The following is a 24,959-nucleotide window of genomic DNA, read 5'->3' on the forward strand; positions in this document are numbered from 1 at the left end:
GCTTTAGCTGTTTGTGCGGATTGTGCAATTGCTAAAGAATCTTGTTTTAAGCCTTTTTGGATTCCAATAATTGCTTCATTAATTGCCCTTGAAAGCTTAGCAACTTCATCATTTCCAACAACTTCCTTTATTTTTGGAGCGTCTTTTCTAGTGTGATCAATATACGCCAAAAACTCAAAAATCATTTTTGAAACATTATCAAGTTGCTTAATAACAATTCCTTTAATCGCAACCAAAGAAAGGATAATCATACTTGCTAAAAGAACAACGATTGCCGCAATAGAAAGTTTTTCTAAACTACTATTTGCTTTTGTAAAATCTTCTTTAAAAGATTGTGTAATAACATAAATATCCAAAGGTTGATTGTAATTATAGTAAGAGCGATAAATACCTCCATTATGGCTAAACTCCACAATCCCAGATTCTTTTAAATTAGCATAAAAGTCAAAATTATTAATCTGTCCTTCATATCCTAAAACAAACTTATTATATTTTTTATCCAAAATCACAATAGAACCATTTTCTCCAACCTTAATTCCATCCATACTAGAGCGAATAAGATTATACACACGATCAAGTCTATAAGCTACAAATAAGATTCCAATAACTTCATTGTTAGCATTAACAATCGGCTCATACACAGATACATAATCCTTCTCAAACAACTCTACTCTACCATAAAAGCTTTCATTTTTTAAAACTTTACGATGTGCAGGATGTGTTGCATCAATCTTTGTTCCTATTAATCTCTCTCCTTCTTCATTTTTTAAAGAAGTAGAAACCCTGATAAAATCTTCATTATTTGTCTTAACAAAAATTGTAGCTTCCGCATTTGTAAGAGCTGCAAATTCATCAATTGCTAAAAAATTATTTGCCATTTCTGTGCCATTTAACACAAGATTTGGCACAGATATAACTCCACCCTCTTTAAAAAGCGAAGTTTGTCCTTGTATCGCAAAACTCTGCGGCTTAATCTCTCCAAAATGCATAGACAAATCTGCTTTTAAAATATTTGATAAACTGCTTGTATCATCAGCAACTTTTTCCAATAAAAAATTATTAACAATTTTATTATTTTGTGCAATTCTTCTATTGAGTTGTGTATCTGTAAAATCATTCATAATAAAATGAAAAATTGTCAAAAAAAACACCCAACAAAACAACAGAAAGTAAAATTTGAAGACTTGCGAATTTTTTGCCTAAAGAAAAACTTCGCCAACCAAATGATGTAGTAGTATTTTTTGAATTCAACATAAATTACCCTCTTAAATTAGAATTTTAATATTAATGTATCAATTAAAATTAAGCTGGAAAGAATTATAGCTGAAATAGCACAAAAATCAATACATTATGAAATATTTTAATTTATACTTGGATTCTGCCACTATGCGTATAAATATTTGCCACTTCACCTCTAGCAAACCCAACAAGAGTAACCCCTGTCTCTTGTGCGGCTTTAACCCCCATTAGTGTAGTAGCTGCTTTTGAAATTACAATAGGAATATTATGCATAACTGCTTTAATAACCATTTCAAGCGACAATCTCCCACTTACATACAACACGCAATCTTTGGTATTAAGTCCTTGCATACGCGCTTTTCCCATTACTTTGTCAATAGCATTATGTCGTCCTATATCTTCACTAATTAGTGTTTTATCTCCCAAAACTAGCATTGCTTTATGCACACAGCCTGTTTTACTAAACAAAATACTTGGAATCTCAAACGCCCTTAAATGCTCAAAAAGCATTTTTGAACTAAATTTAAAATCAGATTCTACAAATCTCTCTACAATATGTCCTTCTAAATTTCCAGCCACACCCACACAACAACCTGAAGTGAGCGTTTTTTCTCTAAAAAGATTCTGCAAATTTTCTGTGTGAATCCCAGCCTCCATCCACACACTTTTACCATCTTTTGCAATTTCTAAATGCTGAATTTGCTCAACATCGCTAATCACGCCTTCACTTATCAAAAACCCAACAAAATGAAAGTCTTGCTCTCTTGGGATACTCATAACTGAAAGCAGCTTTTTACCATTCAGATAAAATGCAATACGCTCTTCTGAAACAACACAATCTTCAACATTCCCCCCTTCTAAAAAACCAGAAGGGGAGATTTTTTCAATTTGTAATGTTTTAAAAAAAGATTCCATTATGCGTTTGTTAGCTCTTTATAATAATAGCTATGCAAAATCGCAATCTCTTCTTCACCCATATTTCCATCTATAATAGAATGCAATGCACCCTCAATTGCAAAAACAGCCATATAAATATGCGTAATTAGCAATGCAATAATAAGGAATCCTAAAATATTATGCACCAATGCCATTAAACGCAATGTTTCAATATCTGCAAACTGAAAGAACATATATGCACCAGAAATTGCCATTACAAATCCGCCAATGGTGCAAACCCAAAACCACATTTTCTGTCCAGCGTTGAATTTCCCAGCAGGGACTGGCTTTTTCTCTTTACTTAAATATCCGCCTAAAATCATTAGCCATTGAATATCATAAGCCTTTGGAAGAGCATCTTTAACCCACATCAAGAACATTAGCACGCCAAAAATCACAAATAAAATCGTTGCGATTCCGTGCGTATCGCGCGCAAAACGCACAAATGCTCCACCTCCTAATTGATCCCCAAAGACCATTACAAGCCCTGTTAGACAAATTAATACAAATGGAATCGCAGCTGCCCAATGCACAAAAATATTATAGTTAGAGAACACACGAATCTTTTTTCCGTGTGAAAACTTCTTTTGACCTACAATTACAAAATGTCCTAAAAACGCTAAAGGAACAAGCACGATTAAAATTGCAAAAATTGTTGCAAAATAATGTCCTTGCAAGATTGTAAATAATTCTCCAAAACCACTAGCATCTGGGACATTTAAACCCCAACTTTTAATAGCTTCAACTTCTGGACCACCATATAAATAAGGATTAGCAAGATCATCTTTGCTAAAGAGTGCGTTATTGCCTGAAATTACTTCAGCATACTGCTTGCCACCTTCTTGTGGGACACTAGGGTTTGCTGCAAATGCAAGAGTGCTTGCAAAGGCAGCAAACATAAAGATTCTAAAGAATTTCAATAAATTTCTCATAGAATCCCCCTTAGTTTCCATACGCTGTCTTCCACACATTTGGAACGGCATTTGGAATATTTTCTCCGCGCATTGTTGCACGATGCGTGATAATATTAGAAACTTCTTCACTACTTCCTGCCAAAAGTGCTTTTGTAGAACACATACTTGCACACATAGGCACTTTACCTTCTGCGATTCTATTTTGCCCATATAGCATATATTCTTCTTCGCTATTTGTTTCTTCAGGACCACCGGCACAAAATGTGCATTTATCCATTGCTCCACGACTTTCAAAAACACCATTTTTTGGGAATTGTGGTGCACCAAATGGACACGCATATAAACAATACCCACAACCAATGCAAGTTTTTTTATCGTGCAATACAACCCCATCTGCTCGAATATAGAAGCAATCTACTGGGCAAACTTGCGCACAAGGTGCATCCGCACAATGCATACAAGCCACAGAAACAGCACTCTCTTTGCCAACTTGTCCTTCATTTAACACAACAACTCTACGACGATTTACACCCACTGGTAAATGATGTGCTTCTTTACAAGCAACATCACAGCCGTGGCACTCAATACAACGATTAGTATCACAATAGAATTTAATTCTTGAAAAATCTTCAAGATTTGTAGGAATTATATTACTCATTTTCTATCTCCTATTGTGCTTTTTCAATACGGCACAAACCGCATTTTGTCTCTGGACAAGCAGAATTATAATCAAATCCATAACTTGAAATCATATTTGCTGATTCACCAATCACATAAGGCTTTGTGCCTTCTGGATATTGATCTAGTCTTGATTTACCTTGATCTAAACCTGAGAAGTTCTGTGGCAACCAAATACTATTATAATCTACTCTAGTAGAAAGCTTTGCTTTCACTAAAATTTTAGTATCCATTGTGCCATATATCCATACCATATCGCCATTAACAATATTAAGCTCCGCTGCTTTATCAGGGTGAATTTCTACAAACATTTCACCTTCAACTTCAGCCAAATACTTCGCACTTCTTGTTTCAGCACCTGTTCCCATATGCGCAACAAGTCTTCCACTAAGCATATTAACAGGGAATTCATCCACCCAATTTTTATTCTCCCCTAACTCTTTTTGACGACTTCTGTATTTTACATTTGCTCTAAAAAGATTCTTTTTATCAGGGAAACTTGGATACTTATCCACCAAATCTCCTCTTACAGAATGCAAAGGCTCTCTATGCAATGGGATTTGATCATACCAATTCCACACTTTAGCTCTAGCTTTTCCATTTCCATAAGGACAGATTCCAGCCTCTAGTGCTTTCTCCACTAGAATATTGTTACCAATTCCTAGCGCAAATGTAGAACCTGCAACAGCTTCTTTTTCTGCTTCTGTGAGCTTAATCCCTAAAGACTCCGCGTTTGCTGCTGTTACAGCTGCGTGTCCTCCTTGATGCACAGAATCCGGCAAGGTTCTAGAAGTTAGCATAGACTTACCATCAGGGCTTGTTACTCCCCAATTTACACGGAATCCCATACCGCCCTCCATAACTGGAATACTATCATTATACATCACAGGAGTTCCTGGGTGCTTATCACTCCAGCAAGGCCAAGGCAAACCATAATAGTCGTTTTTAAATGGACCAGTTCCTCTTAGTGTTACTTTATCAAACATATGCCAATTTTCTTGATGTGCTTTTAAACGCTCTGGACTCATACCTTGCAAGCCGATACTTCTAATGCTTTGTGTTAATTCTGTAGTTGCATCATCTGGCCAAATAAACTTTTCTCTACCTTTGGATTTTGCAATATCATACAATCTCCATTGTAGCTTATCTAAGAATCCTAAACGATCTGCTAAACCAAATAAGAACTCTTCATCTGGGCGACACTCAAATAATGGCTCCATCACCTTACTACGCCATTGATAACTTCGATTTGTTGCAGCAACTGAACCTGCTGTTTCCATTTGTGAAGCCGCTGGAAGCATAAAGAGATTATCTGTTCTATCGCTATAAATTGCTAAATCATTAACATAAGGATCTACAAAAACAACTAAATCAAGCTTATCCATTGCCTTTTTTTGCAAATCCAGCAAAGAAACAGTTGTCATGCCAGAACCGATTACAATCAATGCTCTAAGCTTCGTTCCACCATTATTTTCAATATTTTCTTCCTCTAAAACACCAAATTTCCAGGTAGAATGTGCAAATCCAATTTTACCCATCATTTCTTTATCTTTGAAACGACTAAGCATCCATTCATAATCCACACCCCAATGCTTACAGAAATGCCTCCAAGCTGGCTCACCTAGTCCATAATAGCCCGGAAGAGAATCCGCTAAATTATTCATATCTGAAGCACCCTGAACATTATCATGTCCGCGTAAGATATTTACACCACCACCATTTTTACCAATATTTCCTAAGAACATTTGTAAAATTGGCATAATTCTGGTATTTCCTGTCCCTACTGTGTGTTGTGTTAAACCTTGATTCCAAATTAAACTTGCCGGCTTTGCTGCTGCCATCTCTTCAGCAATATGGCGAATCATATCTGCTGAAATTCCACACACATCAGCTGCAACTTCGGGTGGAAACTTCTTAGCTTCTTCCATAATCTCTTCATAGCCATACACACGCTCTTTTAAAAATTGCTCATCATAAAGTTTTTTTTCAATAATATGATTTAGCAATCCATAAGCAAACGCGATATCTGTCCCACTTCTAATTCTGTGATATTCATCACATTTTGCCGCAGTTTTTGTAAAACGAGGATCAATACAAACAAGTTTTGCTCCATTTTCTTTAGCGCGCAAAATATGCACCATAGATACTGGGTGATTTACAGCTGGATTAGCTCCAATAACAAGGATATATTTAGAAAACATCATATCGCCAAGATGGTTTGTCATACCACCATACCCAAATGTATTTGCCACACCGGCAACTGTTGGGCTGTGTCAAACTCTAGCACAATGATCTATATTATTTGTTCCAAAAAATGCCGCAAATTTTCTAATATAGTAACTTTGCTCGTTAGAACATTTTGCACTTCCTAAAAACATAACCGCATCAGGACCGCTCTCCTCACGGATTTGCTTAAGCTGCGTTGCAATTTTATCCATTGCTTCATCATATTTTAAACGCGCCCACTTGCCATCTTTTTTCTCTAAAGGATAGCGTAATCTTGTTTCGCTTCTTGCTCTATCAATCAAGTCAGCACCTTTACAGCAATGCCCTCCTTGAGAAACTGGATGATCTTGTGCAACTTCTTGGCGCACCCATACACCATCAACAACTTCTGCCACAATTCCACAACCCACTGAACAATGCGTACAAATGGTTTTGATTTTTTGAGAATTTGGATACCTGTCTTTTAGCTCTTGCGCAGTTGCTTGACGCATAGTCTTTTGGCTATCATTACCTAAAGCTACGCTAGCACCAGCTAGACTTCCAAGAGCTGTCATTTTCAAAAACGCACGTCTAGTTTGGCGTCTTTTGATTGCTTCGCTCATAATTTTGCCTCACTTCTTTTATTTTGCAACAGAATAATACAATTCCCATTGCTTGCTTTTTTGATAAAGAATCTCTGTCTTTGGAGATTTTCCACGGACAAGATTCTCACTTGTGCCTTTTTTGCCGCAACCTGCCAGTGCAATACTCACACCTGCAACAGCGACGGAACTTTTAGCGGTGGTTTTTAAAAACTCACGCCTACTTTTTTCCATATCGGCTCCTTTGTGTTGAGATTTGGGATAATCCCACTAGGACTTTTTCTTTAAAAAACCCTAGTGGGATTACGCATAAAGATTTCTTTCAAACTCCATAAATCCTTCTAGAATATCAGCTAGAGCAAGATAATATTGCGCATCTTCTCTGTCTCTAATCTCACAAATTAATCCACTATACGCATCTTTAATAAAAGCAAAAACCTCTTCTGCAAACTCTGTATTTTCACTCTCAATTAAATGTCGCATAAATCCAAATAAAAATCCTAAATGCTCCTCACTTTCTTTAAATTCCTTAGTTTCCACGCGCACATCACTTTTCTTTAATAAAGCACGCATTTTAAGAAGCGACTCTGCACCAATGCAATTTTCATAATAATGTGATAAATGCATTCCAACTTGTTTTCCTCCAAAAGGCAAGGCGAAAAGGCGGGAGAACTCTTCTTTTAAATTTTGAATTCCATTATTTTGCAATTCTTGTCTTAAGAGCAAAATACTAGCTTCCGACCTTTCGTTCAAAGGAGCATTTTGCAAAATTTCTAATTGTTTTTTGGCTAATTCCACACGCTCATCTAAAAGCTCAAAAACAAATAATCCATAGAAGAAATCATAATACAGCAAACGCGCATTTTTGAGATCTTGCACTTCTTTAGGACTTAGATTCTCAAGCATTTTCTCCCCCTCCAAACATTACTTTAACTTTACAATCTGGGCAACATTGAATTGTTTTTAGCTTTTTAGAATCAGAACTAAATGCAGGACTTAGCATTCCCATTACTTTTTCTATGGATTTTTGTGTTGAAAAAGCCTTGCCGCACTCCACACATAAAAATGGAGTGTCCTTAGCAACTTCTCTACTTTTAAAATATCCAGCATTTAAGGCAATTCCTTCGCAGCTTAACTCCATTACATTTTCTGGGCAAGAAGTGATGCAGTATCCACAGGTCGTGCATAAAGAAGCATTAAAACGCAGAGAAAAATCATCACTTCTTGCAAATAGCGCATTAACATTGCAAGCCCCCACACAGGACAAACAAAGCGTGCATTGAGCGGCATTAATCTTTATATCTCCATAAAACACTGGTGCGCCACTCTCTTTTACTACACTTGCAGCAAGCCCAAAATCATTGTCTTTTATCATATATTGCAAGCGTTGCGCAAAAGACTCTCTAAAAGGCTTGTTATAGCGATTTTTATATAAATACGATTCTATTGATGGCAATTTTTGTGAAATCTCAAAAACAGATTCCATATTTTTTACTAAAAAAACAGAATCTTTTTTGTAAATTTGCTGAGTAATATTATTTAAAAATTCCATAGGTGAACTTAAACTCTCTCCATATACAAGGATTCCATTACCGCTTGTTTGCAACATTGTAAGAAGATCATTCTCATTAAGCATTAAAAGGTTTGGAAGCACCATAGGCGTTAGGGCTTCTGGTAAAATCGCATTTTGTGTGCAAAGTTTTTCATAATCACTAAAAGCACATAAAAAAATCTTTTGCCCCTTATAAAATTCTATAATTTCTTCTAAACCCTCTTTTGGCAACTCTTCATATTCTAAGCAATTTGTAGGACACACTCCAACACAAGCTCCACAACTCACGCAATCCACCATTGAAAAAGCAAGTTCCATTAAAGAATCATTTGCTCCTACACCAAAGGTAGGACACACATCTGTGCATTTTGCGCAGTGCTTTTGTCGTCTATGATGATACTGACACAAATCTTCTTTGTAGCTAATGATATCTTTATAACTATATTCCCCTAAATTCTTACGCAAAACTTCTAAAAGTACATCTGCACTTTCAAAATCAGCAACACTAAACACACCTTTAAAACGCAACAATTCCTCTTCATACACAAACATTGCAGCTTGCGCAAACTCTACCACATTACCACCGCTAAAACGCGCACTAAAGCTTCCAAAACTTCCGCTAAAATTCTCCAAAAGCGCAATATCTAACAAAGAAACCTCAAAAAAATTTTGTGCTAACTCTGCAAACTTTTGCACAAATTGTGGGATTTCGCCATTCTCTTCATCATTTGCATACACAATGGCAAGCTTTGAACCAATAAGACAATGATTTTTAGAATCTAGGATAAAATCATCTAAAACTTCTTGAGCGCGATTTAATAAAGTCAATTTTGTATGGTATTCTTGTGCGTTTTTGTCTAACAAAATATGACCAAGGGGTAACGAGTGTGAAATAGGAGCATTCATAACTTGCATTGTGCCTCACAATAACTTTAATAATAAACTATTATCTTTGGCAGTAATTTTACCCCCTTAAAAATAAAAAAGTCAATAATTTTTAACTTTTTGGTTATACTTATTTTTATATAGATGTAAAATCTCCTTCCTATCAATTGAGGGATTTTTGAAATTCAAAATATCATATTAATTTTGTTTAAAACTTTGCAAATATTTGTAAATTGCTTCAATTTCATCAGCAGTTAAATAATATTTTGGCATCACACGCTTTCCTTTTTGCAATGCCTTTTTAAAAGTATTAAAATCCAAATTATTAATACGCGGAGCGTGAATAGATTTAACTTGCTTTTTATGTGTGTAATTCGCAACCTTATTGCCTTCTCCGTATTGTCCGTGGCACTCTAAACAACTAATCCCACGCGGATTTTCATAGAGCATTTTTCCATACTCTAATGGAGTAATAAAACTCTCCTCAGCTTTTAAAACCATCAATACAAATCCAAAAACAAACACAAAACGCAATTAAAGGTTCCTTAAAATTTTTGCGAAATCATAACAAATTTTCGTTTTAAACACACTTCTAACAAAATCTAACAAAACTTAAAGGTATCAAAAACTTTCTTTTACTATAATTACTCCTTTAAAATTAGTTTTTAAGGGTTTTGCAATGCAAATTTTAGATGGAAAAGCACTCGCACAAGACATTGAAAACACTATTCAACAAGAAGTTCAATCTCTTAATAAAAATGGGATTACTCCCGGTCTTGCAGTGATTTTAGTTGGCAACGATCCTGCTTCACAAAGTTATGTCAATATGAAAGCAAAAGCCTGTAAGCGCACTGGAATCTACTCTATCACACACGAAATGCCAGAAAATATCCAACAAGATTCTCTCTTGCAAACCATTGCAATGCTTAATCAAAACCCAAATATTGATGGAATCTTAGTGCAACTCCCCTTGCCTAAACACATTGACACAACTGCTGTTTTAGAAGCCATTGCTCCACATAAAGATGTTGATGGATTCCACCCTTTTAATATGGGGCGCGTTTTTGCAAATCTTGATGGCTTTGTCCCTGCAACACCAATGGGAGTCATCACTCTTTTAAAACACTATCAAATCCCACTACAAGGCAAAAATGTCGTTATAGTTGGTGCTAGCAATATTGTTGGCAAGCCATTAGGTGCGCTTTTTTTAAACGAAAATGCAACCATTACTCTTTGTCATATCTACACACAAGATTTAATTAAACACACCAAAGCGGCAGATATTTTATGTGTAGCTGTGGGCAAGCCAAATCTCATCACAAAAGAAATGGTAAAAGAAGGCGCAATTATCGTAGATATAGGCATTAGTAAGCTAGATGATGGTAGGATTGTTGGAGATGTGGATTTTCTTAATGTTTCTTCTTGTTGTAGTTTTATCACGCCCGTTCCTGGAGGTGTAGGACCTATGACAATTGCTTCTTTATTGCAAAATACGCTAAAAGCAGCAAAATTTCGCAACACAAAACAAGGTTAGTTAATGAAAAATATTCTTCTTAAACTTTATGCTTTTATTAATAGTTGGGTTGGCACGATTATTATTGTTTTAGGCATTATTTTCTTTTTAGCACAAGCTTTTGTTATCCCAAGCGGAAGTATGCTAAACACACTACTTATTGGGGATAATCTTTTTGTTAAAAAGTTTTCTTATGGAATCCCAACCCCCACAATCCCTTGGCTTGAAATTCAAGTTTTACCAGATTTCAACAAAAATGGACATCTCATTGAAGGAGAGCGTCCAAAACGCGGAGATATTGTAATTTTTCGCGATCCTAATGCACCAAAAATCCATTTTGTTAAACGCAATGTCGCAATTAGCAATGATGAAGTTCTTTATACAAAAGAAGGTTTATGGGTATATTTTAGCAGTGATTCCAACTATAAAGATACAAATGCAAAATCCCTAACATTTGGCGGAAAAACCTTTTACTATGAGCCTTATGCAAAACATCACGCTGGTGTGCAATACACAGATGAAAAACTAAGTGCTTTTGAGCAACTCAAAATTCTCTCTCATAATGGAGAGAAAATCGCAATGGAGCCTGTGCGTTTAGAAAATGGCACTTTAGGGTTTCACGCTATTATAAAGGAAGATGAATATTTTATGATGGGAGATAATCGCAATAATTCTAGCGACTCGCGCTTTTGGGGGGCTGTGCCTTATAGGTTTATTGTTGGCAAACCTTGGTTTATTTACTTTAGCTGGGATGACTCTTTTAATATCCGCTGGGAGCGTATCGGAAAAAGCGTAGAGAGCCTAGAAAGGCAAGCATTAAAGGCAAAGTTGGAATCATAAATGTTTGAAATCCCACTCACTTATAAAATCCCCATAATGATAATTGCGCTTTTAGTTGCGATTATTGGACATGAGATTATGCACGGATACACTGCATTAAAATTCGGAGATACAACTGCGCGTGATGAAGGACGCCTTAGCTTAAACCCTGTGATTCATATTGACTTGATCGGCTCTATTTTAATCCCTGCAACTTTATTTTTAATCAATGCTCCGTTTTTATTTGGTTGGGCAAAACCTGTGCCTGTGCGGATTGATCGGGTTGTATATAATGGCGGATACTTTGGGGCGTTTAGTGTTTCAGTAGCGGGAGTGGCATATAATTTTGCATTAGCTATTTTTGCAAGCCTTTGTATTTATGGATTAGAAAGTGGAATCCTTAATGAAATTAGCGCGTCAGAAAATGGAAATTTTATCATCTTATTATTATATTTTTTCTTGCAACTACTTATTTACAATGTTGTGTTAGCGGTGTTTAATTTAATTCCAATTCCCCCTTTAGATGGTGCAAATGCGCTAGCATATTTTGGATTAATATTTAAAAACAATTTGTTTGCAAATCTTTTTAATAAAATTCCGCCAATGGCTGGAATGTTGGTGCTTATTATTATTCTAAGCACACCATTATCTAATTTCATCTTTATTCCAGTGCAATTTATTATCAACTTACTTTTATAGGAGGATTTATGCGTTTTTTTATTGCAAGTGATCACGCAGGTTTCACACTAAAAGGTTCTGTTCTTGGGATTTTAGAACAAATGGGACATAAAGTTACTGATTTAGGACCAATAGATGCAGAGCGTGTGGATTATCCGGATTTTGCAAATGCTTTATGTGAAAAAGTGTTAGAAAATGAAGGAAGTTTTGGGGTTTTGATTTGTGGAAGCGGAATTGGAATGAGTATTGCTGCTAATCGCCATAAAGGCATTCGTGCTGCTTTATGTGCAGAACCTTATAGTGCAGTAATGAGTCGCACACATAATGATGCTAATGTGCTATGTCTTGGTGCGCGCGTTGTTGGGATTGGAATGGTAGAAAGTATTTTAAAAAGCTTTTGCGAGGGAGTTTTTGAAGGCGGTCGCCACGCTTGCCGCATAGGAAAATTACAATAAGGAATCTTTATGGCACAATTTACGCAATGGCTTTTTCTAACAGCCTTTATTCTTTTTGTTTTGTTTATGGTTGTCAAAACTTTCTTTTACAAAAGCATTGCCCAAAAGGAAGAAAAAAATAGTGCTGTAATGAAACTCACTTTACAAGAAGCAGAGATTTTAATTCGCAAGCATCAACTCCAACTCCAAAGAGCCTTAGGAAATATTGATATTTTAACCGATGAAATCACTGCATTACGCAATGAAGTTAAAGCTCTAAAACAGCGCAACTCTCAATACCGCGTAGAAAGCGAAAAATACAAAAGCAAAATTAAAGATTTAGAACAAAAAATAGAAGCTCTCTTATAAAAGCTAGAATCTAAAATTTAAGCGTGCCAACTCTTTTTAGATTCCATAAATTTTCCACGCACCGCTTTTGCAAAGGGGATAAAGATATGGCGGTATTTTTTAGCTGTATTTTGCATAATTTTTAACTTTGTTTTAGGGATAGCATAGAGCATTTGATATTCTTCTGGAGAATAAAACCACTCTTTTTTGTGTTTTATAATCTTAAAACTTAAATGATTTAGACGACTTAAGCGTGGGAGCTCCATAAAGATTCCATCTGATATATCCATTCCAGCCCTTGCAATAAGATTTAACCTCAAAAGCATTTTAGGATATAAAATTGGTTTTAAAAAGCGTGTGTTGCCTTGTATTTTTGTGCTTTTATGAGATCTTAATGCTAATTTTAATTCTCTAACATTTCTACCAAAAGCCTGTGTTTTGCAATGTGTTAGCACACTATTTGGACTAATATAACCTAAAATATCCCCTTTTTTAATGCCTGTTCTCGTTAAAATTTTATTGTGCTGCACCTTGCCTAAAAGCGTAAGAGAAAAGTGTAATTTATCCCCAACAATCGTATCTCCACCAACAATTTTAACTCTATGTCTTAAAGCACAATCTCCAATAATCTTAGCAAGCTTGCTGACTTCTTTAAAATCTTTTGGTAAGGCAAGCGTCAAAAGGCAAAAAGTTGGAATCGCATTCATCGCATAAATATCAGAGAGATTAACAACAAAACACTTTTCCACAAGCAATTCCAAATTTCCCCAAGCACGCTTAAAATGCACATCTTCAAAAAATGCATCACTTGCAGTTACAAAGGCGCAAGCATCTGCAATCATAACCCCATCATCGCCAATCCCTTCTGTTGCACCACTTTTTATCAAAGCGCGAATAAACGCTTTTTCTCTATCTTGCATTAATCAATTTTCATACTCAAATCCACCCAAACTGCTTGATGGATAATTGCTCCTGATGAAATTGCATCTACGCCACTTTTTGCATACTCTAAGATATTTTCTAAAGTAATATTTCCACTTGCTTCTAAAAGCACATTTGGTGCTATTGCATTGCGCATTTTAACGACATTTTTAATTGTTTCAATATCCATATTATCGCACATTAGAATATCAATATCAGATTCCAATGCTTCTTTTGCTTGCAAAAGGTTTTCACATTCTACTTCAATCTTTGCAGTAAATGGAATCTTAGAACGAATATCTTTAACAAATTTATTGAGTGCTAAAATCCTTGTTAAATGTGTGTCTTTTAACATTAAACAATCATCTAATCCCAAGCGATGGTTAATAGCGCCACCATTGCGCGTAGAATATTTTTCAAAATCTCTAAGCAAAGGACGCGTTTTTCGCGTATCAAGCAACATACAATTCGTGCCTTCTATCTTTTGTGCATATTTGCGTGTAAGTGTTGCAATCCCGCTAGAATGTTCTAGGAGATTCAAAATTGTGCGTTCTGCACTTAAAATTTCTGACATTTTCCCTTTAAAAGTTGCAAGTTTTTCATTTTTTCTAAAGGGCATTGCATCTTCGAAAGTAAAATCGCATTCAATTCCTAACAGCTCACACAAGCGTTCTACATACATTTTTCCAGATAAGATTCCATCTTCTCTTGCCAAAATATAGGCTTCTATTTCAATATTATTTTGCATACGCATATACAAATCCCCACGCCCAATATCTTCTTTAAGCACTTCTTTTAAAAAATCATCCAATAAAATTTTATGCATTTTTTCTCCTTTTTTAAGATAATTCTAACATTTTATCCAATGCTTTTTTTGCTTTTTTTGCAATATTTTCTTCTAGTAAAATCTCATTAATGGGTTGATTTTCTTTAATAGATTCTAAGCACTTTAATACATCTTCAAGTCCTGTTTCATTCATCGTTGGACATTCTGGTTTTGTAGAACTTAGCACAAAGGTATTTTGGATTCCATTAATAGGTTTTCTTAAACGATTTATTAAGTTAAACTCTGTCCCAACAGCAACTTTTTGCTTAGAGTCTAAGCCTTGCACAAATTGCATGATTTGACTTGTTGAACCTACAAAATCAGCTTTTTCCACAACTTTAGGTTGGCATTCTGGATGCACAGCAATCAAAATATCAGGATACTTAGAGCGATAAAAATCAATATCTTTTGGAGTAAAGAGTTGATGCACAGAACAAAATCCATAATAACAAATCACATCAGCCTCCTTAACTTTCTCTACACTATCCACTCCTAAAATTGCGCTTTTTAAGCCATTTTGGCGCGCAAGATTCTGCCCCAAACAAAAATCCGGCAGGAAGAAAATTTTTTGATTTTGCTTTAAAGCATATTGTAAAATCTTAGAAGCATTTGCACTTGTGCAAACTATTCCGCCAAGCTCTGCTACTTTCGCCTTCACTTCGGCATTAGAATTAATATAAGTAATTGGCAAAATCTCTGTAATACCATATTCTTTAAGTTGCGCAATAGAAGCATCAAAATAACTATCATCAATCATTCTAGCCATAGAACAGCACGCAATTTTAGGCATAAAAACACGCTTTTTAGGGGCCAATATTTTAACACTCTGCCCCATAAACCCAACTCCACAAAAGATAATTTTAGATTTTTGGCTCTCACTTGCCTTGCGTGCAAGCTCCAAACTATCCCCTATTAAATCAGCAATCTCCACTACTTCATCACGCTGATAATAATGCGCCACAAGCAGTGCATCAAGATCTTTTAATAACTCTTTAATACGCATTTTCATCATCAATCTCCTTAGTAGAGTTTTTGGATTCCAACTTTTTTGCCTTTGCAATGCACTGCCCAAAATAAACTTTTTCTTTAATCTTTAAGTCATACTCCCAATTTTTACTTAATAAAACAATTGTTGAACCCATTAAAAAACTCCCAAGTTCTTCGCCCTTTTGCACAACAATAGGAGTGTCAAAATTTAGCGTTTTAGACTCCTTAAACTCTACAACTTCTGGGGCAAAATTCATTTGGATTCTGCCTACATTTAATGCGCCAATAGCAACAAAATACAAACTCTCTCCAAAATCATCTTCACACTCCAACACAACACGCTTATTTTTTGTAAAAACTTCTTCGTGCCTTAAAAGAGCCTTTTCGCTTACACTCAAAAGCACTCCAGAGATAAATTCTAAACGTTTTATTTTTAGATTAAGCGGAGAGTGAAAGCGATGATAATCCCTAGGAGAAAGATAAAAATTGACATAAGTAAAACCTTCTTCTAGTTTTGTCTTTATGAAATCACTTACAAAATAACGCTTACCCTTAATTTGCATTGCAACATTGTCCTTACATTCTCCAAACTCCATAATCACGGAATCACAAGGTGCTATCATATGAGATTCTATCTTATCAAAACTTCTCATTTTTACTAATGATCGCATAAAGAGCGCATTAAGCGTAGGATAACTTGCAAGTGTATCAAACTCATCAAGTTGAATTGCAAAAATTCTAACATAAACACGATTGATGAAATTTTGAATCAATGGTGGAAAGGCATAAGAAGCAAACTTTTCAAACAAGCAAGAAATGAAATTTGTATAGTGCAAAATTACTCCTTAATCCAAAGTGGAATCTCTTCTAAATTTGGGCGATTACATAAAATTTCAAAAGGCTTAAAGCGTTCTTTATAGCCCATTGATGCGTGATTTTGTATCCAATAGCCCGGATAAAGATACTTGATATTATACTCTTTTGCAATTTCTATTTGTTTAAGAATAGAATATGTCCCAATGGAATATTGTGCAAAATCGTGATCATAAAAGCAATACACCGCTGAAATTGCCTGCGCCATTATATCCACATACGCAACTCCAATAAGTTTATCTTCTAAGTAATAATCAAATTCATAGCCAAAGTCCAAAAAACCTTGCACAAAAGTATCATAATAAGCTTCTAGTGTAATTTTGTGATATTCCCAGCCCTTTTTGTTTTGCATTTTTTGATGATATTTGTCATAAAGAGCCAAATGCGCTTCACTCACCCAAGGACGCTTGATTTGCAAAGTTATGGGATTTTTTAAAATGCGTTTATGAGATTTTGAAAACACAAATCTCCCGCAATCTTGTCGAATAGAAATGCAAGCTTCACAACTCTTGCAAATGGGGACAAAAAAATAATTTCCAAAACGCCTCCAACCACGCTCTAGTAAATGCACATAAAAAGGGATCGCACAATCTTTTATATAAAAATAATGAAATCTTGCTTCCAAGTTTGAAAGATAACTGCAAGGACGCGGCTCTTGAACTAATTCATAAACTTCCATTATTTTAAACTAATGCTTAACCCTGCATTTTGCGCAATAGGCGCGCTTTTTTGAAAGTCTTTTTTTGCATTTGTAACTTTATGGAGATAATTTCTAGCTTCCTCATATTTTAAAGAAGTGCGTAACTTTCTATATACTTCTGCTGAAGTCATAGAATTAATGATTTTTACCGCTTTTGTTCTATCCTTATCAAACACACTAAGCACATTTCCGCTGCCTGTATTGTATGCAGCAATCACACAATATTCGTGAGAAAGCGCATTATTTACACCCTTAATATAACGCTTAAAGAGAATATCTAAATATGCTGAACCATATTGAATATTTGTTTTTGGAGTAAAAAGCATTTCTTTAGTTGGGATTCCATCTTTATTGTTTAATGCCCTATAAACATCTCTTCCAGCACTTCCAGGGACAACTTGCATAAGTCCATAAGCTGGGATATGACTAACAGCATAAGGATTAAAACTGCTCTCTGTTTTAATAATTGCAAAAATCAATGCTTGCTCTAAATTATATTCCCTTGCATAAAGCGCAACATACTCACCATACTTATGTTCGCTTTTAATTTCGTGATCTTTAACCATATTAAACTGCACATAATAAACCTTTTTACTCTCTCCTTTTTCCGTGATTTGAGTGGTTTGCAGCTTATTTTCAATTAAATAATCTGCATAGCGATTTGCGCGCCAAGGATACAACACAACTTTATCTTCATTATCCTTAACCAAATCCGCTAAATAAGGCTTACCTTTAAAGGCGATCTCTTTATCAGAATACAAATCCACTTGCTCTGGATCTTCTGGAGTTAACAGTGTTGCTACAATAGCTTTTTTAAGAGATGCTTTTGGATTGTTTGTATCCAAAGTCGCAACAGAAATCACACCTTTAGTAAAATCCACCTGCGCACGTGAAAGATAAGAATCTGTATATTTTACATAGACATCTTGTGAAGCAGTTGGAGTATTATTTTCCCCCCATTTTTTAGAAGCATTTTGCGTTAAAGCCACAACAACTTTTTTAAAATTTACTCGTAAATTTGCAATATCTTTTTCAAGCTGCTCTGGATTTAACGCGTAACTAACCGCCTTTTTAATCACTTGTTCTTTTGAGATTCCATTTGTTAAAACACTAGGATTATAAATTAAATCCTTATATCCCATTAAACAGCCACCTAAAAAAGCGGCACAAGCAACACAAATGCCAAAAACTTTCAGTATTTCAAACTTCAAAGGGCTAACATTTCGTTTTGAATTTCTCTTGTTTTTTGCTCACCTACAAAAACACTTGCTAAATAGAAGGCAAATTCTAAAGCAGTCGCAGGACCTTTTGAAGTAATGAGATTTCCATCTCTAATCACATTAGAATCAGTTTTATAGTTTGAATTTTCAATCATTTTTTCAATACTAGGATAGCAAGTAAATGCTTGTTCTTTTAAGATTCCGTGTTTAAAAAGTGCTAAAGGCGCAGCACAAATCGCTGCAATGATTTTTTCTTTTTCGTTTAAGAAGTCCAAGATTGTTTTTAAATGATTTGAAGCAATGAGATTTTGCGTCCCTTCCCAACCACCGGGAAATACGATTCCATCTAATTGATTACAATCAACTTCATTTAGAATCCTATCTGCAACGATTTTTACACCTTTTTGTGATTCTACAATCAAGCTAGAATCCAAAACATCATTTTTAGATTCCAACTCCGACTCCACTTTAGCTACAACTACATTACAGCCTACGCGTCTTAACACATCAATGACACTGATTGCTTCAAGATCTTCAAATCCTTTTGCTAGCACAACAAGAACATTTACCGTCATAACCGCCCTACTTAACTTTATCTAAATAATCGCCTGTTTCTGTATTTACGCGAATCAAATCACCTTCTAATACATGATAAGGCACTTGCACAACAGCACCTGTTTCAAGTGTGGCTGGCTTTTTGCCTGCACTTGTTGTATCTCCCTTAAAATTTGGTGGAGTTTCTGTAACTTTAAGCTCAACGGTTTGTGGCACACTTACCGTAATTGCCTTACCATTATGAAACATAATACTAACTGCCATTCCATCAATCATCCATTTCGCAACATCACCAACTTGATCATCACTTAGACCAATTTGTTCATAATTTTCATTATCCATAAATTGAAAATGATCGCCATCGTGATACAAAAACTGCATAGAACGCTCTTGTAAATTTGGCTCTTCACACTTATCTCCAGCGTGAAAAGTTTTTTCAAGCACTCTACCGTCTAAAAATGACTTCATTTTTACACGCACAAATGCCGCACCTTTACCCGGTTTTACATGTTGATATTCTGTGATTCTATAAGGAACCCCTTCTAGCTCAACTTTCAAACCTTTTTTTAAATCTCCCATTGCATACGCCATAATTTTCCTTTTTTAAATCTTATTGGAACTACCTAAAATATCCATTCTCTCTGCAATAACTTTTATCATAAATTCTTTTGCAGGGGCGAAAAATTTTCTTAAATCAAATTGCGTTTTATCTTCATTTGCCACACGACGCACTTCAGACATAAATGCAATTCTTAAATCTGTATCCGTATTAATCTTATTAATCCCGCCCTTTACTGCTTCTCTTAGGAAATCAAAAGGCACGCCCTTGCTCCCTTTCAAATCGCCACCACTTGCCAAAAACGCATCACTTACATTTTGCGGAATCGCACTTGCTCCGTGCAAAACAAGTGGAATCTGTGTGCGTTTTTTGACTTCAATTAAGCGTTCAAAATCAAGCTTTGGCTCTCCTTTAAACTTAAATGCGCCGTGGCTTGTGCCAATAGCTGGAGCTAGAAAATCAACTTTAGAGATCTTTACAAATTCTTCTGCTTCTTTTGGATTTACCAAACAAGCATCTTTCTCATCCACAGAGATATTATCTTCAATCCCCATTAAACGCCCAAGTTCCGCTTCTACACTAACTCCTACAATATGTGCTACCTCAACAACTTTTTTTGTTTCTGCTAGATTTTCTTCAAAGGGATGATGACTTGCATCAATCATTACAGAAGTAAAGCCCGCACGGATTGCCTTCACACAAGACTCAAAGCTAGTTCCATGATCTAAATGCAATGCCACTGGGATATGAGAATATCTCTTAGATAGAATCTCCACCATTCCTACAGCCATATCAATTCCCATATACTTAATCGCACCTTCACTAGCTTGAACAATAATGGGAGAATTTTTTAAATTTGCAGCTTCAAAAATTGCACTCAACATCTCATAATTTACGAAGTTGAAAGCCCCAACTCCGTAATTTTCTTTATTTGCCTTATCTAAGATTGTATTTCCACAAACTAGCATAAAATTTCCTTATTTTGATAATTCAATTTTAGCTTTTTTGCGTAGTTCTTCACCTTCTTTTTTAACTTCTTGTTGAAATTTTTGAAGTTTTAGATTTTGTTCAATTTGCCCTTTAATATCTTTTAGAGCAATTGTTCCTGCTGGTTTTTTATCTTCTACTAAGATAATATGATAACCAAATTGTGATTTAACAGGAGTTGTTGTATATGAGCCTTTTTTAAGCTTAAAAGCAGCATTTGCAAATTCAGGGACAACTTGATTTTTTGCAATATAACCTAATTCTCCACCATTTTGCGCAGAAGCATCTTTAGATTTTTCTTTTGCTAGAGCATCAAATTTGCTTACGACATTTTTACCTGCTTTTTTAAGCTCTGCAATTACTGCTTTTGCTTCATTTTCACTGCTAACTAAAATGTGACTTGCTTTAACTGTTTCAGGTTGAACAAACTTGCTTTTATTTTCATTATAAAACTTTTCAATCTCAGAATTAGAAACTTTTACTTTTTCCATTTGTTTGCGCATCCAAACTTCAAGCATTAAGTCTTCTTCAACATTTGCAATTGCTTCTTTATATTCTTTTGAGTTTTGCACTCTTTCTTTTTTAGCTTGATCAATTAAAAGCTTTCTTTCAATAGCTTGATTAATAATTTGTGTTTTTGCTTCTTGTGGAAGTTGATCAAAAGCAACACCTGGCATTGCACGCATTAAAGCTGCAATATCTCTTTCTGTAACCTCAGAACCATTAACTTCTGCATAAGTTTTTGCAAAACTTATGCCTTGCAATAATGCAAATGCAATCACTGAACTTGCTAGAACTTTTTTCATTATTTAACCTTTTTTTGAAATTCTCTGAAATTCTACCTTAAATTTTTAAATGTTTAATTAATGGGTTATATTTTTTAATTCAACATTTTTTAGAATCGGATTCTTTTGATTTTATTACCATTTTATTACTTATTAATAATCTTTACTATATAAGTGTGCTTATATTTTTAAGAATTATAAAATAGATGATTTAAGGATATACAATGCTTCCACTAAAGGATACTTTTTCTCTTACAAATAGTGTTTTAGGAATTAGTGCTGATAAAGAAAGAATTTATGCTGTGGATAATCACTACAATACTTATATATTCTTACGTCAAAATAAAATTTTAGAAAAAACAGCAGCCTTACAAAACTTTCAACCGCTTTTTGAATTTAGTAAAGCAGTGGGGTTTGCCAACAAGAAAAAATGTTTTGCAATAGGTTTCAATGGTTCTAATAAAGGTTCTATCATTAGCTTAGATCAAATCAAAGAACTAGAGCCACTAACTTGGCAAAAAAAAGAAATCACTAAAACAATTTTTTCTCCTAATGATACCTATCTAGCAACAGGTGGAGAATGTGGAAGAGTTATTGTCTATTACGGAGATAATTATAATTTCTTACTAAGTTCTGCTCCTTTTTCTGATACTGTTTCTACAATAGCCTTTAGCGAAGATGAGATTTATGCGCTAGGAGCTAGCTTTAGTGGAGAGCTTGTTGTTGTGGATATACCATATGATAAAATTATTGCTAAAATCACTTTTGATAGCGTAGTTGAAGATGCTCTTTTTGATAAAGATAACACAAGAATCTTTTGTGTTACGCGTGATGGAGAAACAATTCTTTATGATTTAGTAGAAAACAAAATTCTTAGCAAAAATCATTTTAAAAATACTTGGATGACTTTTTGCAAAAGGATTCCAAACACTGATTTTGCTCTTGTTGGCTCTAGGGATAATCTCTTATTTTTAATAAGAATCTCCACGAACAAATTTGTAGAAACCTTAAGACTTAGACATTATGGAATCACAACTTTGCATTTCTATGAAAACTTTTTGTTTATAGGATATAGCAATGGAATAATTGAATCTTATGATACTGCATTTCAAATGGAATCTTTTTTAAAAATTCTAGAAACTGGTAACTTAAATGAAATTACTGCAATGTTTTATGAACACAATATTTTTTTATGCACTCTAAAAACTTACAAAGAAAAACTTGATATACTTTGGAAGGATGCTTTAAAGGAGGCTGTTATTTTATTGTCCAAAAACTCCATCAAAGAAGCAATCAACTTAACTGCTCCTTTTATGCGTGATATAGAAAAAAAGCAGGAGTTTAACACTTGCTTAGAACAAATCCACTTTATTGCAGAATTTATTGATGCTGCCGAAGAAAAAAACTACGTCAAAGCTTATGCAATTACAGAAAAACATTCTTTTGTCAAAAACACCTTCGCCTATGAAAATATGGAAAAATTTTGGCAAAAAGTTTTTCAAACCTGCCAAACTCTTCTTATGGAAGATGCTGCACTAAACATTAAAAAAGCAAAAGATCTTTTAAGAGCCTTTAATAATGTGGATTCCAAAAAAGAAGACATACAATCTTTACTGGATAATGCGAATATTTTTTTAGAAGCAGAAAAAGCTTATAAAGATAAAAATATAGTTGCCTATTTTTCTTTGTGTGAAAAATTTCATTTTTTAAAAGAAACAAACACTTACAAAAAAGCACTTTATGCAAGCAAAAATCTGCTTAAACAAATTAACTTGCTTGAAAAAGAAAACAATATAGATCAGGCATTAAAACTATGTGAATACCTTATTAATATTCCACTTTTTAAGGAAACTTCAAAGATTAAACTCTCTTATTTAAAACTCAAAAAACAATTTCTAACAGCTTGTGAGAGCAACAATATTAAAGAAGCCTTTAACTTAGCAGAAGAAAGCATTGTATTAAAAAATTCCAAAGAATTTAGAATCCTTTATAATCAGTTCTTAGCAATCTTTGAACAAGCATTTAAAGCAGCAACAAAAGGAGAGCCAAAAGTTGTATTAGAACTTTTAAAAGATTACACAACTATTAGTAGCTTAAAAACAAAAATTTCTACAATTCTAAAAGCTGCGTATTTAAGAGAATTTCAATTTAACAATCCTAAAAAAGTCGTCAAAAACATTGACTGGATTAGCAGTTTTAATCAATACATTAAGCGTTATGGGAGAGATGAAGATCTTGCAAAAGTCGCTAAAGAATTAGGCTTAAACGAACTTTTAGAACATATCTTGGAGCATTTTAATGACGGATTGCAATGCTCATTAATAGAACCTATGGCAAAATCCTTGCTGATCTTAAAGGATTAATTATATTCTTTTAATCCTTCCTTTTTCAAGCACCACTTTACCCTGAGTGATTAATTCACTCAAGGCACGCTTAAAAGCCTTTTTGCTCATATTACATTGCTGATAGATTGCACTAGGCTCACTATCATAGTTTAACTCTAACACTTTTTGGTGTTCTAAAAACTCTAAAAGCATTTTAGATTCCAACTTTTTGTCCTTTTTTAAGAAAGGATTTTTAAGACTTAAATCACATTTTCCATTTTTGTAAAGCCTTTTAATATAGGCTTCTTTTTCTTCATAAAGAGTAAATTTTTCAAAAATTTCATTATGATAAAGCAAACCTAAATTCTCTCCATTAATCACACATTCAAAGCCTAATGGAGTCTTTCTAAAGGGTATAATCTTAACCTTATCTCCAACCTTAGCATTTTGTAAATTTGTTTGAAAATTACATAGATATGGTTTGATATTCTCTTTTGCAAGCAAGCGATTTTCTCTATCTAGTGTCAAAAATACCGCAACTTCACTCCCAATAGGATAATTTTGTGGAATCTTTGTTGGCATAAAAATATCTTTTGCAATCCCTAAGTCCAAAAAACAACCCAATGAATTTTTATCCACTACTTTTAAAAGTGCAATTTCTCCTCTTTGCGCTTTTGGTTGAAGTGTTGTTGCCACAGGTCTATCACTAGAATCTGTATATAAAAATACTTCTAATACATCACCAATTTTTGCTTCCTTTGGCACATAAGCATTAGGCAACAACACTTCACTCATCCCTTCAAGCAAATATGCTCCTGGATTTGCAAAACGCACAATTTTTAATGTTTTAATCAATCCTATACCACTCAATCAATTATCTCCATTAATGTTTCAAATAAACTTCTGCCAAGTGGAATTCCATAAAACTCTGAAATTTGAAGAGCAACAAAAAACACCACTACCATAAACACCACAAATCCAACTAGTCCTAGTAATAACAGCATTTTAAAAAGCTTTAAATAAAACTGCTCTTCTAAAGTATTATCAAGGACTTTATGGAATCTAAAACAATCTACAAAGTATCCAAACCACACAATCAAAACTCCACATAGCACAACACACAAAAGCATAAAAATAAGCATTGAAGTATAAGGTGAAAAATACACACTAAATTCATATAAATGTGCTTCCCACATCAATATTGCATATCCAATATGTATTCCAAATCCAACCAATGCCAAAACAATAAACCAAAACACAAAACCCATCGCCACTTCTAACTTAGTGGAATGATTGTGTAATTCTAGACGCATTTTTCGTTTAATTTCTTGATCACTTAAATTTTGATGACGCAATTCCATAATTTCAGATCTTAGATCTTTAAGCCAAATTTTACGCGTTTTAGGTTTATTTTTCATA

General features: G+C 34.4%; 27 protein-coding genes. 6 read left to right on the forward strand and 21 right to left on the reverse strand.

The annotated features are described in order from the left end of the window. The 9 genes from Q0358_RS03510 to Q0358_RS03550 all read right to left on the reverse strand — a co-directional run. A partial coding sequence (locus Q0358_RS03510) for a Cache 3/Cache 2 fusion domain-containing protein (RefSeq protein ID WP_299547271.1) occupies positions 1 to 1,142 on the reverse strand: 1,142 nt, incomplete at its 3' end. 223 nt (positions 1,143 to 1,365) lie between these two features. Then, positions 1,366 to 2,154, reverse strand: a complete 789-nt coding sequence (fdhD, locus tag Q0358_RS03515; RefSeq protein WP_299547273.1) for a formate dehydrogenase accessory sulfurtransferase FdhD — start codon at positions 2,152 to 2,154, stop codon at positions 1,366 to 1,368. Continuing rightward, positions 2,154 to 3,107 carry a formate dehydrogenase subunit gamma gene (locus Q0358_RS03520; RefSeq protein WP_299547276.1) on the reverse strand — a complete coding sequence of 318 codons (954 nt, stop codon included), beginning with the start codon at positions 3,105 to 3,107 and terminating at the stop codon, positions 2,154 to 2,156. Before Q0358_RS03520 ends, fdhD begins: the two co-directional genes overlap by 1 nt. A 10-nt stretch (positions 3,108 to 3,117) precedes the next feature. After that, on the reverse strand, positions 3,118 to 3,747 hold the full coding sequence (fdh3B, locus tag Q0358_RS03525; RefSeq protein ID WP_299547279.1) for a formate dehydrogenase FDH3 subunit beta: 630 nt from the start codon (positions 3,745 to 3,747) through the stop codon (positions 3,118 to 3,120). 10 nt (positions 3,748 to 3,757) lie between these two features. Further along, the gene (locus Q0358_RS03530; protein WP_299547282.1) at positions 3,758 to 6,595 is read right to left on the reverse strand and encodes a molybdopterin-dependent oxidoreductase; all 2,838 of its coding nucleotides are present in this window, start codon (positions 6,593 to 6,595) and stop codon (positions 3,758 to 3,760) included. A gap of 18 nt (positions 6,596 to 6,613) precedes the next feature. Continuing rightward, complete coding sequence (locus Q0358_RS03535) at positions 6,614 to 6,808, reverse strand: twin-arginine translocation signal domain-containing protein (RefSeq protein WP_299547285.1); 195 nt, start codon at positions 6,806 to 6,808, stop codon at positions 6,614 to 6,616. A gap of 69 nt (positions 6,809 to 6,877) precedes the next feature. Further along, positions 6,878 to 7,480 carry a molecular chaperone TorD family protein gene (locus Q0358_RS03540; protein WP_299547288.1) on the reverse strand — a complete coding sequence of 201 codons (603 nt, stop codon included), beginning with the start codon at positions 7,478 to 7,480 and terminating at the stop codon, positions 6,878 to 6,880. After that, positions 7,473 to 9,041, reverse strand: a complete 1,569-nt coding sequence (locus Q0358_RS03545) for a 4Fe-4S binding protein (RefSeq protein ID WP_299547291.1) — start codon at positions 9,039 to 9,041, stop codon at positions 7,473 to 7,475. The genes Q0358_RS03540 and Q0358_RS03545 overlap by 8 nt, the downstream gene beginning before the upstream one ends. Before the next feature lie 168 nt (positions 9,042 to 9,209). Beyond that, the gene (locus Q0358_RS03550) at positions 9,210 to 9,545 is read right to left on the reverse strand and encodes a cytochrome c (RefSeq protein ID WP_299547294.1); all 336 of its coding nucleotides are present in this window, start codon (positions 9,543 to 9,545) and stop codon (positions 9,210 to 9,212) included. A gap of 145 nt (positions 9,546 to 9,690) precedes the next feature. Here Q0358_RS03550 and folD point away from each other — a divergent pair, with 145 nt between their 5' ends. The 5 genes from folD to Q0358_RS03575 are packed head-to-tail and all read left to right on the forward strand — an operon-like array spanning position 9,691 to position 12,824. After that, entirely contained in the window at positions 9,691 to 10,545 is an 855-nt protein-coding gene (gene folD, locus Q0358_RS03555) for a bifunctional methylenetetrahydrofolate dehydrogenase/methenyltetrahydrofolate cyclohydrolase FolD (RefSeq protein WP_299547297.1), read from the forward strand. A gap of 3 nt (positions 10,546 to 10,548) precedes the next feature. Continuing rightward, on the forward strand, positions 10,549 to 11,364 hold the full coding sequence (gene lepB, locus Q0358_RS03560) for a signal peptidase I (protein WP_299547300.1): 816 nt from the start codon (positions 10,549 to 10,551) through the stop codon (positions 11,362 to 11,364). After that, positions 11,365 to 12,042: a site-2 protease family protein gene (locus Q0358_RS03565; protein WP_299547303.1), complete on the forward strand. Its 678-nt coding sequence runs from the start codon at positions 11,365 to 11,367 to the stop codon at positions 12,040 to 12,042. Between the two features lie 8 nt (positions 12,043 to 12,050). After that, complete coding sequence (gene rpiB / locus Q0358_RS03570) at positions 12,051 to 12,476, forward strand: ribose 5-phosphate isomerase B (RefSeq protein ID WP_299547306.1); 426 nt, start codon at positions 12,051 to 12,053, stop codon at positions 12,474 to 12,476. Between the two features lie 9 nt (positions 12,477 to 12,485). Further along, positions 12,486 to 12,824, forward strand: a complete 339-nt coding sequence (locus Q0358_RS03575) for a hypothetical protein (RefSeq protein WP_006803200.1) — start codon at positions 12,486 to 12,488, stop codon at positions 12,822 to 12,824. Between the two features lie 17 nt (positions 12,825 to 12,841). On the opposite strand, the gene Q0358_RS03580 is transcribed toward Q0358_RS03575, so the two are convergent. Genes Q0358_RS03580 through Q0358_RS03625 form a run of 10 tightly spaced genes read right to left on the reverse strand, consistent with a single transcriptional unit; the run spans position 12,842 to position 21,237 of the window. Beyond that, positions 12,842 to 13,723: a thiamine-phosphate kinase gene (locus Q0358_RS03580; RefSeq protein ID WP_299547314.1), complete on the reverse strand. Its 882-nt coding sequence runs from the start codon at positions 13,721 to 13,723 to the stop codon at positions 12,842 to 12,844. After that, the gene (nadC, locus tag Q0358_RS03585; protein ID WP_299547317.1) at positions 13,723 to 14,550 is read right to left on the reverse strand and encodes a carboxylating nicotinate-nucleotide diphosphorylase; all 828 of its coding nucleotides are present in this window, start codon (positions 14,548 to 14,550) and stop codon (positions 13,723 to 13,725) included. Before nadC ends, Q0358_RS03580 begins: the two co-directional genes overlap by 1 nt. Before the next feature lie 13 nt (positions 14,551 to 14,563). Then, entirely contained in the window at positions 14,564 to 15,559 is a 996-nt protein-coding gene (gene nadA / locus Q0358_RS03590; protein ID WP_299548181.1) for a quinolinate synthase NadA, read from the reverse strand. Further along, positions 15,543 to 16,373, reverse strand: coding sequence for a phosphatidylserine decarboxylase (locus Q0358_RS03595; protein WP_299547320.1), 831 nt, complete (start codon positions 16,371 to 16,373; stop codon positions 15,543 to 15,545). Before Q0358_RS03595 ends, nadA begins: the two co-directional genes overlap by 17 nt. Before the next feature lie 2 nt (positions 16,374 to 16,375). Continuing rightward, positions 16,376 to 17,089: an arginyltransferase gene (locus Q0358_RS03600; protein WP_299547323.1), complete on the reverse strand. Its 714-nt coding sequence runs from the start codon at positions 17,087 to 17,089 to the stop codon at positions 16,376 to 16,378. Further along, positions 17,089 to 18,321, reverse strand: a complete 1,233-nt coding sequence (locus tag Q0358_RS03605; protein ID WP_299547326.1) for a murein transglycosylase domain-containing protein — start codon at positions 18,319 to 18,321, stop codon at positions 17,089 to 17,091. The genes Q0358_RS03600 and Q0358_RS03605 overlap by 1 nt, the downstream gene beginning before the upstream one ends. Continuing rightward, entirely contained in the window at positions 18,318 to 18,905 is a 588-nt protein-coding gene (locus Q0358_RS03610; protein ID WP_299547329.1) for a DJ-1 family glyoxalase III, read from the reverse strand. The genes Q0358_RS03605 and Q0358_RS03610 overlap by 4 nt, the downstream gene beginning before the upstream one ends. Before the next feature lie 7 nt (positions 18,906 to 18,912). Continuing rightward, complete coding sequence (gene efp, locus Q0358_RS03615) at positions 18,913 to 19,476, reverse strand: elongation factor P (protein ID WP_299547331.1); 564 nt, start codon at positions 19,474 to 19,476, stop codon at positions 18,913 to 18,915. 12 nt (positions 19,477 to 19,488) lie between these two features. After that, entirely contained in the window at positions 19,489 to 20,412 is a 924-nt protein-coding gene (locus tag Q0358_RS03620; protein WP_299547334.1) for a class II fructose-bisphosphate aldolase, read from the reverse strand. 9 nt (positions 20,413 to 20,421) lie between these two features. Further along, entirely contained in the window at positions 20,422 to 21,237 is an 816-nt protein-coding gene (locus tag Q0358_RS03625) for a peptidyl-prolyl cis-trans isomerase (protein WP_299547337.1), read from the reverse strand. A gap of 203 nt (positions 21,238 to 21,440) precedes the next feature. On the opposite strand from Q0358_RS03625, the gene Q0358_RS03630 reads away from it, so the two are divergent. Further along, positions 21,441 to 23,579, forward strand: a complete 2,139-nt coding sequence (locus Q0358_RS03630) for a WD40 repeat domain-containing protein (protein ID WP_299547341.1) — start codon at positions 21,441 to 21,443, stop codon at positions 23,577 to 23,579. Here the strand turns inward: Q0358_RS03630 and Q0358_RS03635 are convergent, their stop codons facing one another. Continuing rightward, positions 23,580 to 24,410, reverse strand: a complete 831-nt coding sequence (locus Q0358_RS03635; protein WP_299547346.1) for a S1-like domain-containing RNA-binding protein — start codon at positions 24,408 to 24,410, stop codon at positions 23,580 to 23,582. It abuts the gene before it with no gap. Next, complete coding sequence (locus tag Q0358_RS03640; RefSeq protein WP_299547349.1) at positions 24,407 to 24,958, reverse strand: hypothetical protein; 552 nt, start codon at positions 24,956 to 24,958, stop codon at positions 24,407 to 24,409. The genes Q0358_RS03635 and Q0358_RS03640 overlap by 4 nt, the downstream gene beginning before the upstream one ends. Position 24,959 lies beyond the last annotated feature (1 nt).

It is taken from the genome of uncultured Helicobacter sp. (genome assembly GCF_937893305.1).
In the GTDB taxonomy this organism is placed as follows: Bacteria; Campylobacterota; Campylobacteria; order Campylobacterales; family Helicobacteraceae; genus Helicobacter_D.

What these genes read in the sequence shown, in the direction of transcription:
- fdhD (WP_299547273.1), bottom strand. Translation starts at nt 2,154, where the DNA reads ATGGAATCTTTTTTTAAAACATTACAAATTGAAAAAATCTCCCCTTCT.
- Q0358_RS03520 (WP_299547276.1), bottom strand. Translation starts at nt 3,107, where the DNA reads ATGAGAAATTTATTGAAATTCTTTAGAATCTTTATGTTTGCTGCCTTT.
- fdh3B (WP_299547279.1), bottom strand. Translation starts at nt 3,747, where the DNA reads ATGAGTAATATAATTCCTACAAATCTTGAAGATTTTTCAAGAATTAAA.
- Q0358_RS03535 (WP_299547285.1), bottom strand. Translation starts at nt 6,808, where the DNA reads ATGGAAAAAAGTAGGCGTGAGTTTTTAAAAACCACCGCTAAAAGTTCC.
- Q0358_RS03540 (WP_299547288.1), bottom strand. Translation starts at nt 7,480, where the DNA reads ATGCTTGAGAATCTAAGTCCTAAAGAAGTGCAAGATCTCAAAAATGCG.
- Q0358_RS03545 (WP_299547291.1), bottom strand. Translation starts at nt 9,041, where the DNA reads ATGCAAGTTATGAATGCTCCTATTTCACACTCGTTACCCCTTGGTCAT.
- folD (WP_299547297.1), top strand. Translation starts at nt 9,691, where the DNA reads ATGCAAATTTTAGATGGAAAAGCACTCGCACAAGACATTGAAAACACT.
- lepB (WP_299547300.1), top strand. Translation starts at nt 10,549, where the DNA reads ATGAAAAATATTCTTCTTAAACTTTATGCTTTTATTAATAGTTGGGTT.
- Q0358_RS03565 (WP_299547303.1), top strand. Translation starts at nt 11,365, where the DNA reads ATGTTTGAAATCCCACTCACTTATAAAATCCCCATAATGATAATTGCG.
- rpiB (WP_299547306.1), top strand. Translation starts at nt 12,051, where the DNA reads ATGCGTTTTTTTATTGCAAGTGATCACGCAGGTTTCACACTAAAAGGT.
- Q0358_RS03575 (WP_006803200.1), top strand. Translation starts at nt 12,486, where the DNA reads ATGGCACAATTTACGCAATGGCTTTTTCTAACAGCCTTTATTCTTTTT.
- Q0358_RS03580 (WP_299547314.1), bottom strand. Translation starts at nt 13,723, where the DNA reads ATGCAAGATAGAGAAAAAGCGTTTATTCGCGCTTTGATAAAAAGTGGT.
- nadC (WP_299547317.1), bottom strand. Translation starts at nt 14,550, where the DNA reads ATGCATAAAATTTTATTGGATGATTTTTTAAAAGAAGTGCTTAAAGAA.
- nadA (WP_299548181.1), bottom strand. Translation starts at nt 15,559, where the DNA reads ATGAAAATGCGTATTAAAGAGTTATTAAAAGATCTTGATGCACTGCTT.
- Q0358_RS03600 (WP_299547323.1), bottom strand. Translation starts at nt 17,089, where the DNA reads ATGGAAGTTTATGAATTAGTTCAAGAGCCGCGTCCTTGCAGTTATCTT.
- Q0358_RS03610 (WP_299547329.1), bottom strand. Translation starts at nt 18,905, where the DNA reads ATGACGGTAAATGTTCTTGTTGTGCTAGCAAAAGGATTTGAAGATCTT.
- efp (WP_299547331.1), bottom strand. Translation starts at nt 19,476, where the DNA reads ATGGCGTATGCAATGGGAGATTTAAAAAAAGGTTTGAAAGTTGAGCTA.
- Q0358_RS03620 (WP_299547334.1), bottom strand. Translation starts at nt 20,412, where the DNA reads ATGCTAGTTTGTGGAAATACAATCTTAGATAAGGCAAATAAAGAAAAT.
- Q0358_RS03625 (WP_299547337.1), bottom strand. Translation starts at nt 21,237, where the DNA reads ATGAAAAAAGTTCTAGCAAGTTCAGTGATTGCATTTGCATTATTGCAA.
- Q0358_RS03630 (WP_299547341.1), top strand. Translation starts at nt 21,441, where the DNA reads ATGCTTCCACTAAAGGATACTTTTTCTCTTACAAATAGTGTTTTAGGA.
- Q0358_RS03640 (WP_299547349.1), bottom strand. Translation starts at nt 24,958, where the DNA reads ATGAAAAATAAACCTAAAACGCGTAAAATTTGGCTTAAAGATCTAAGA.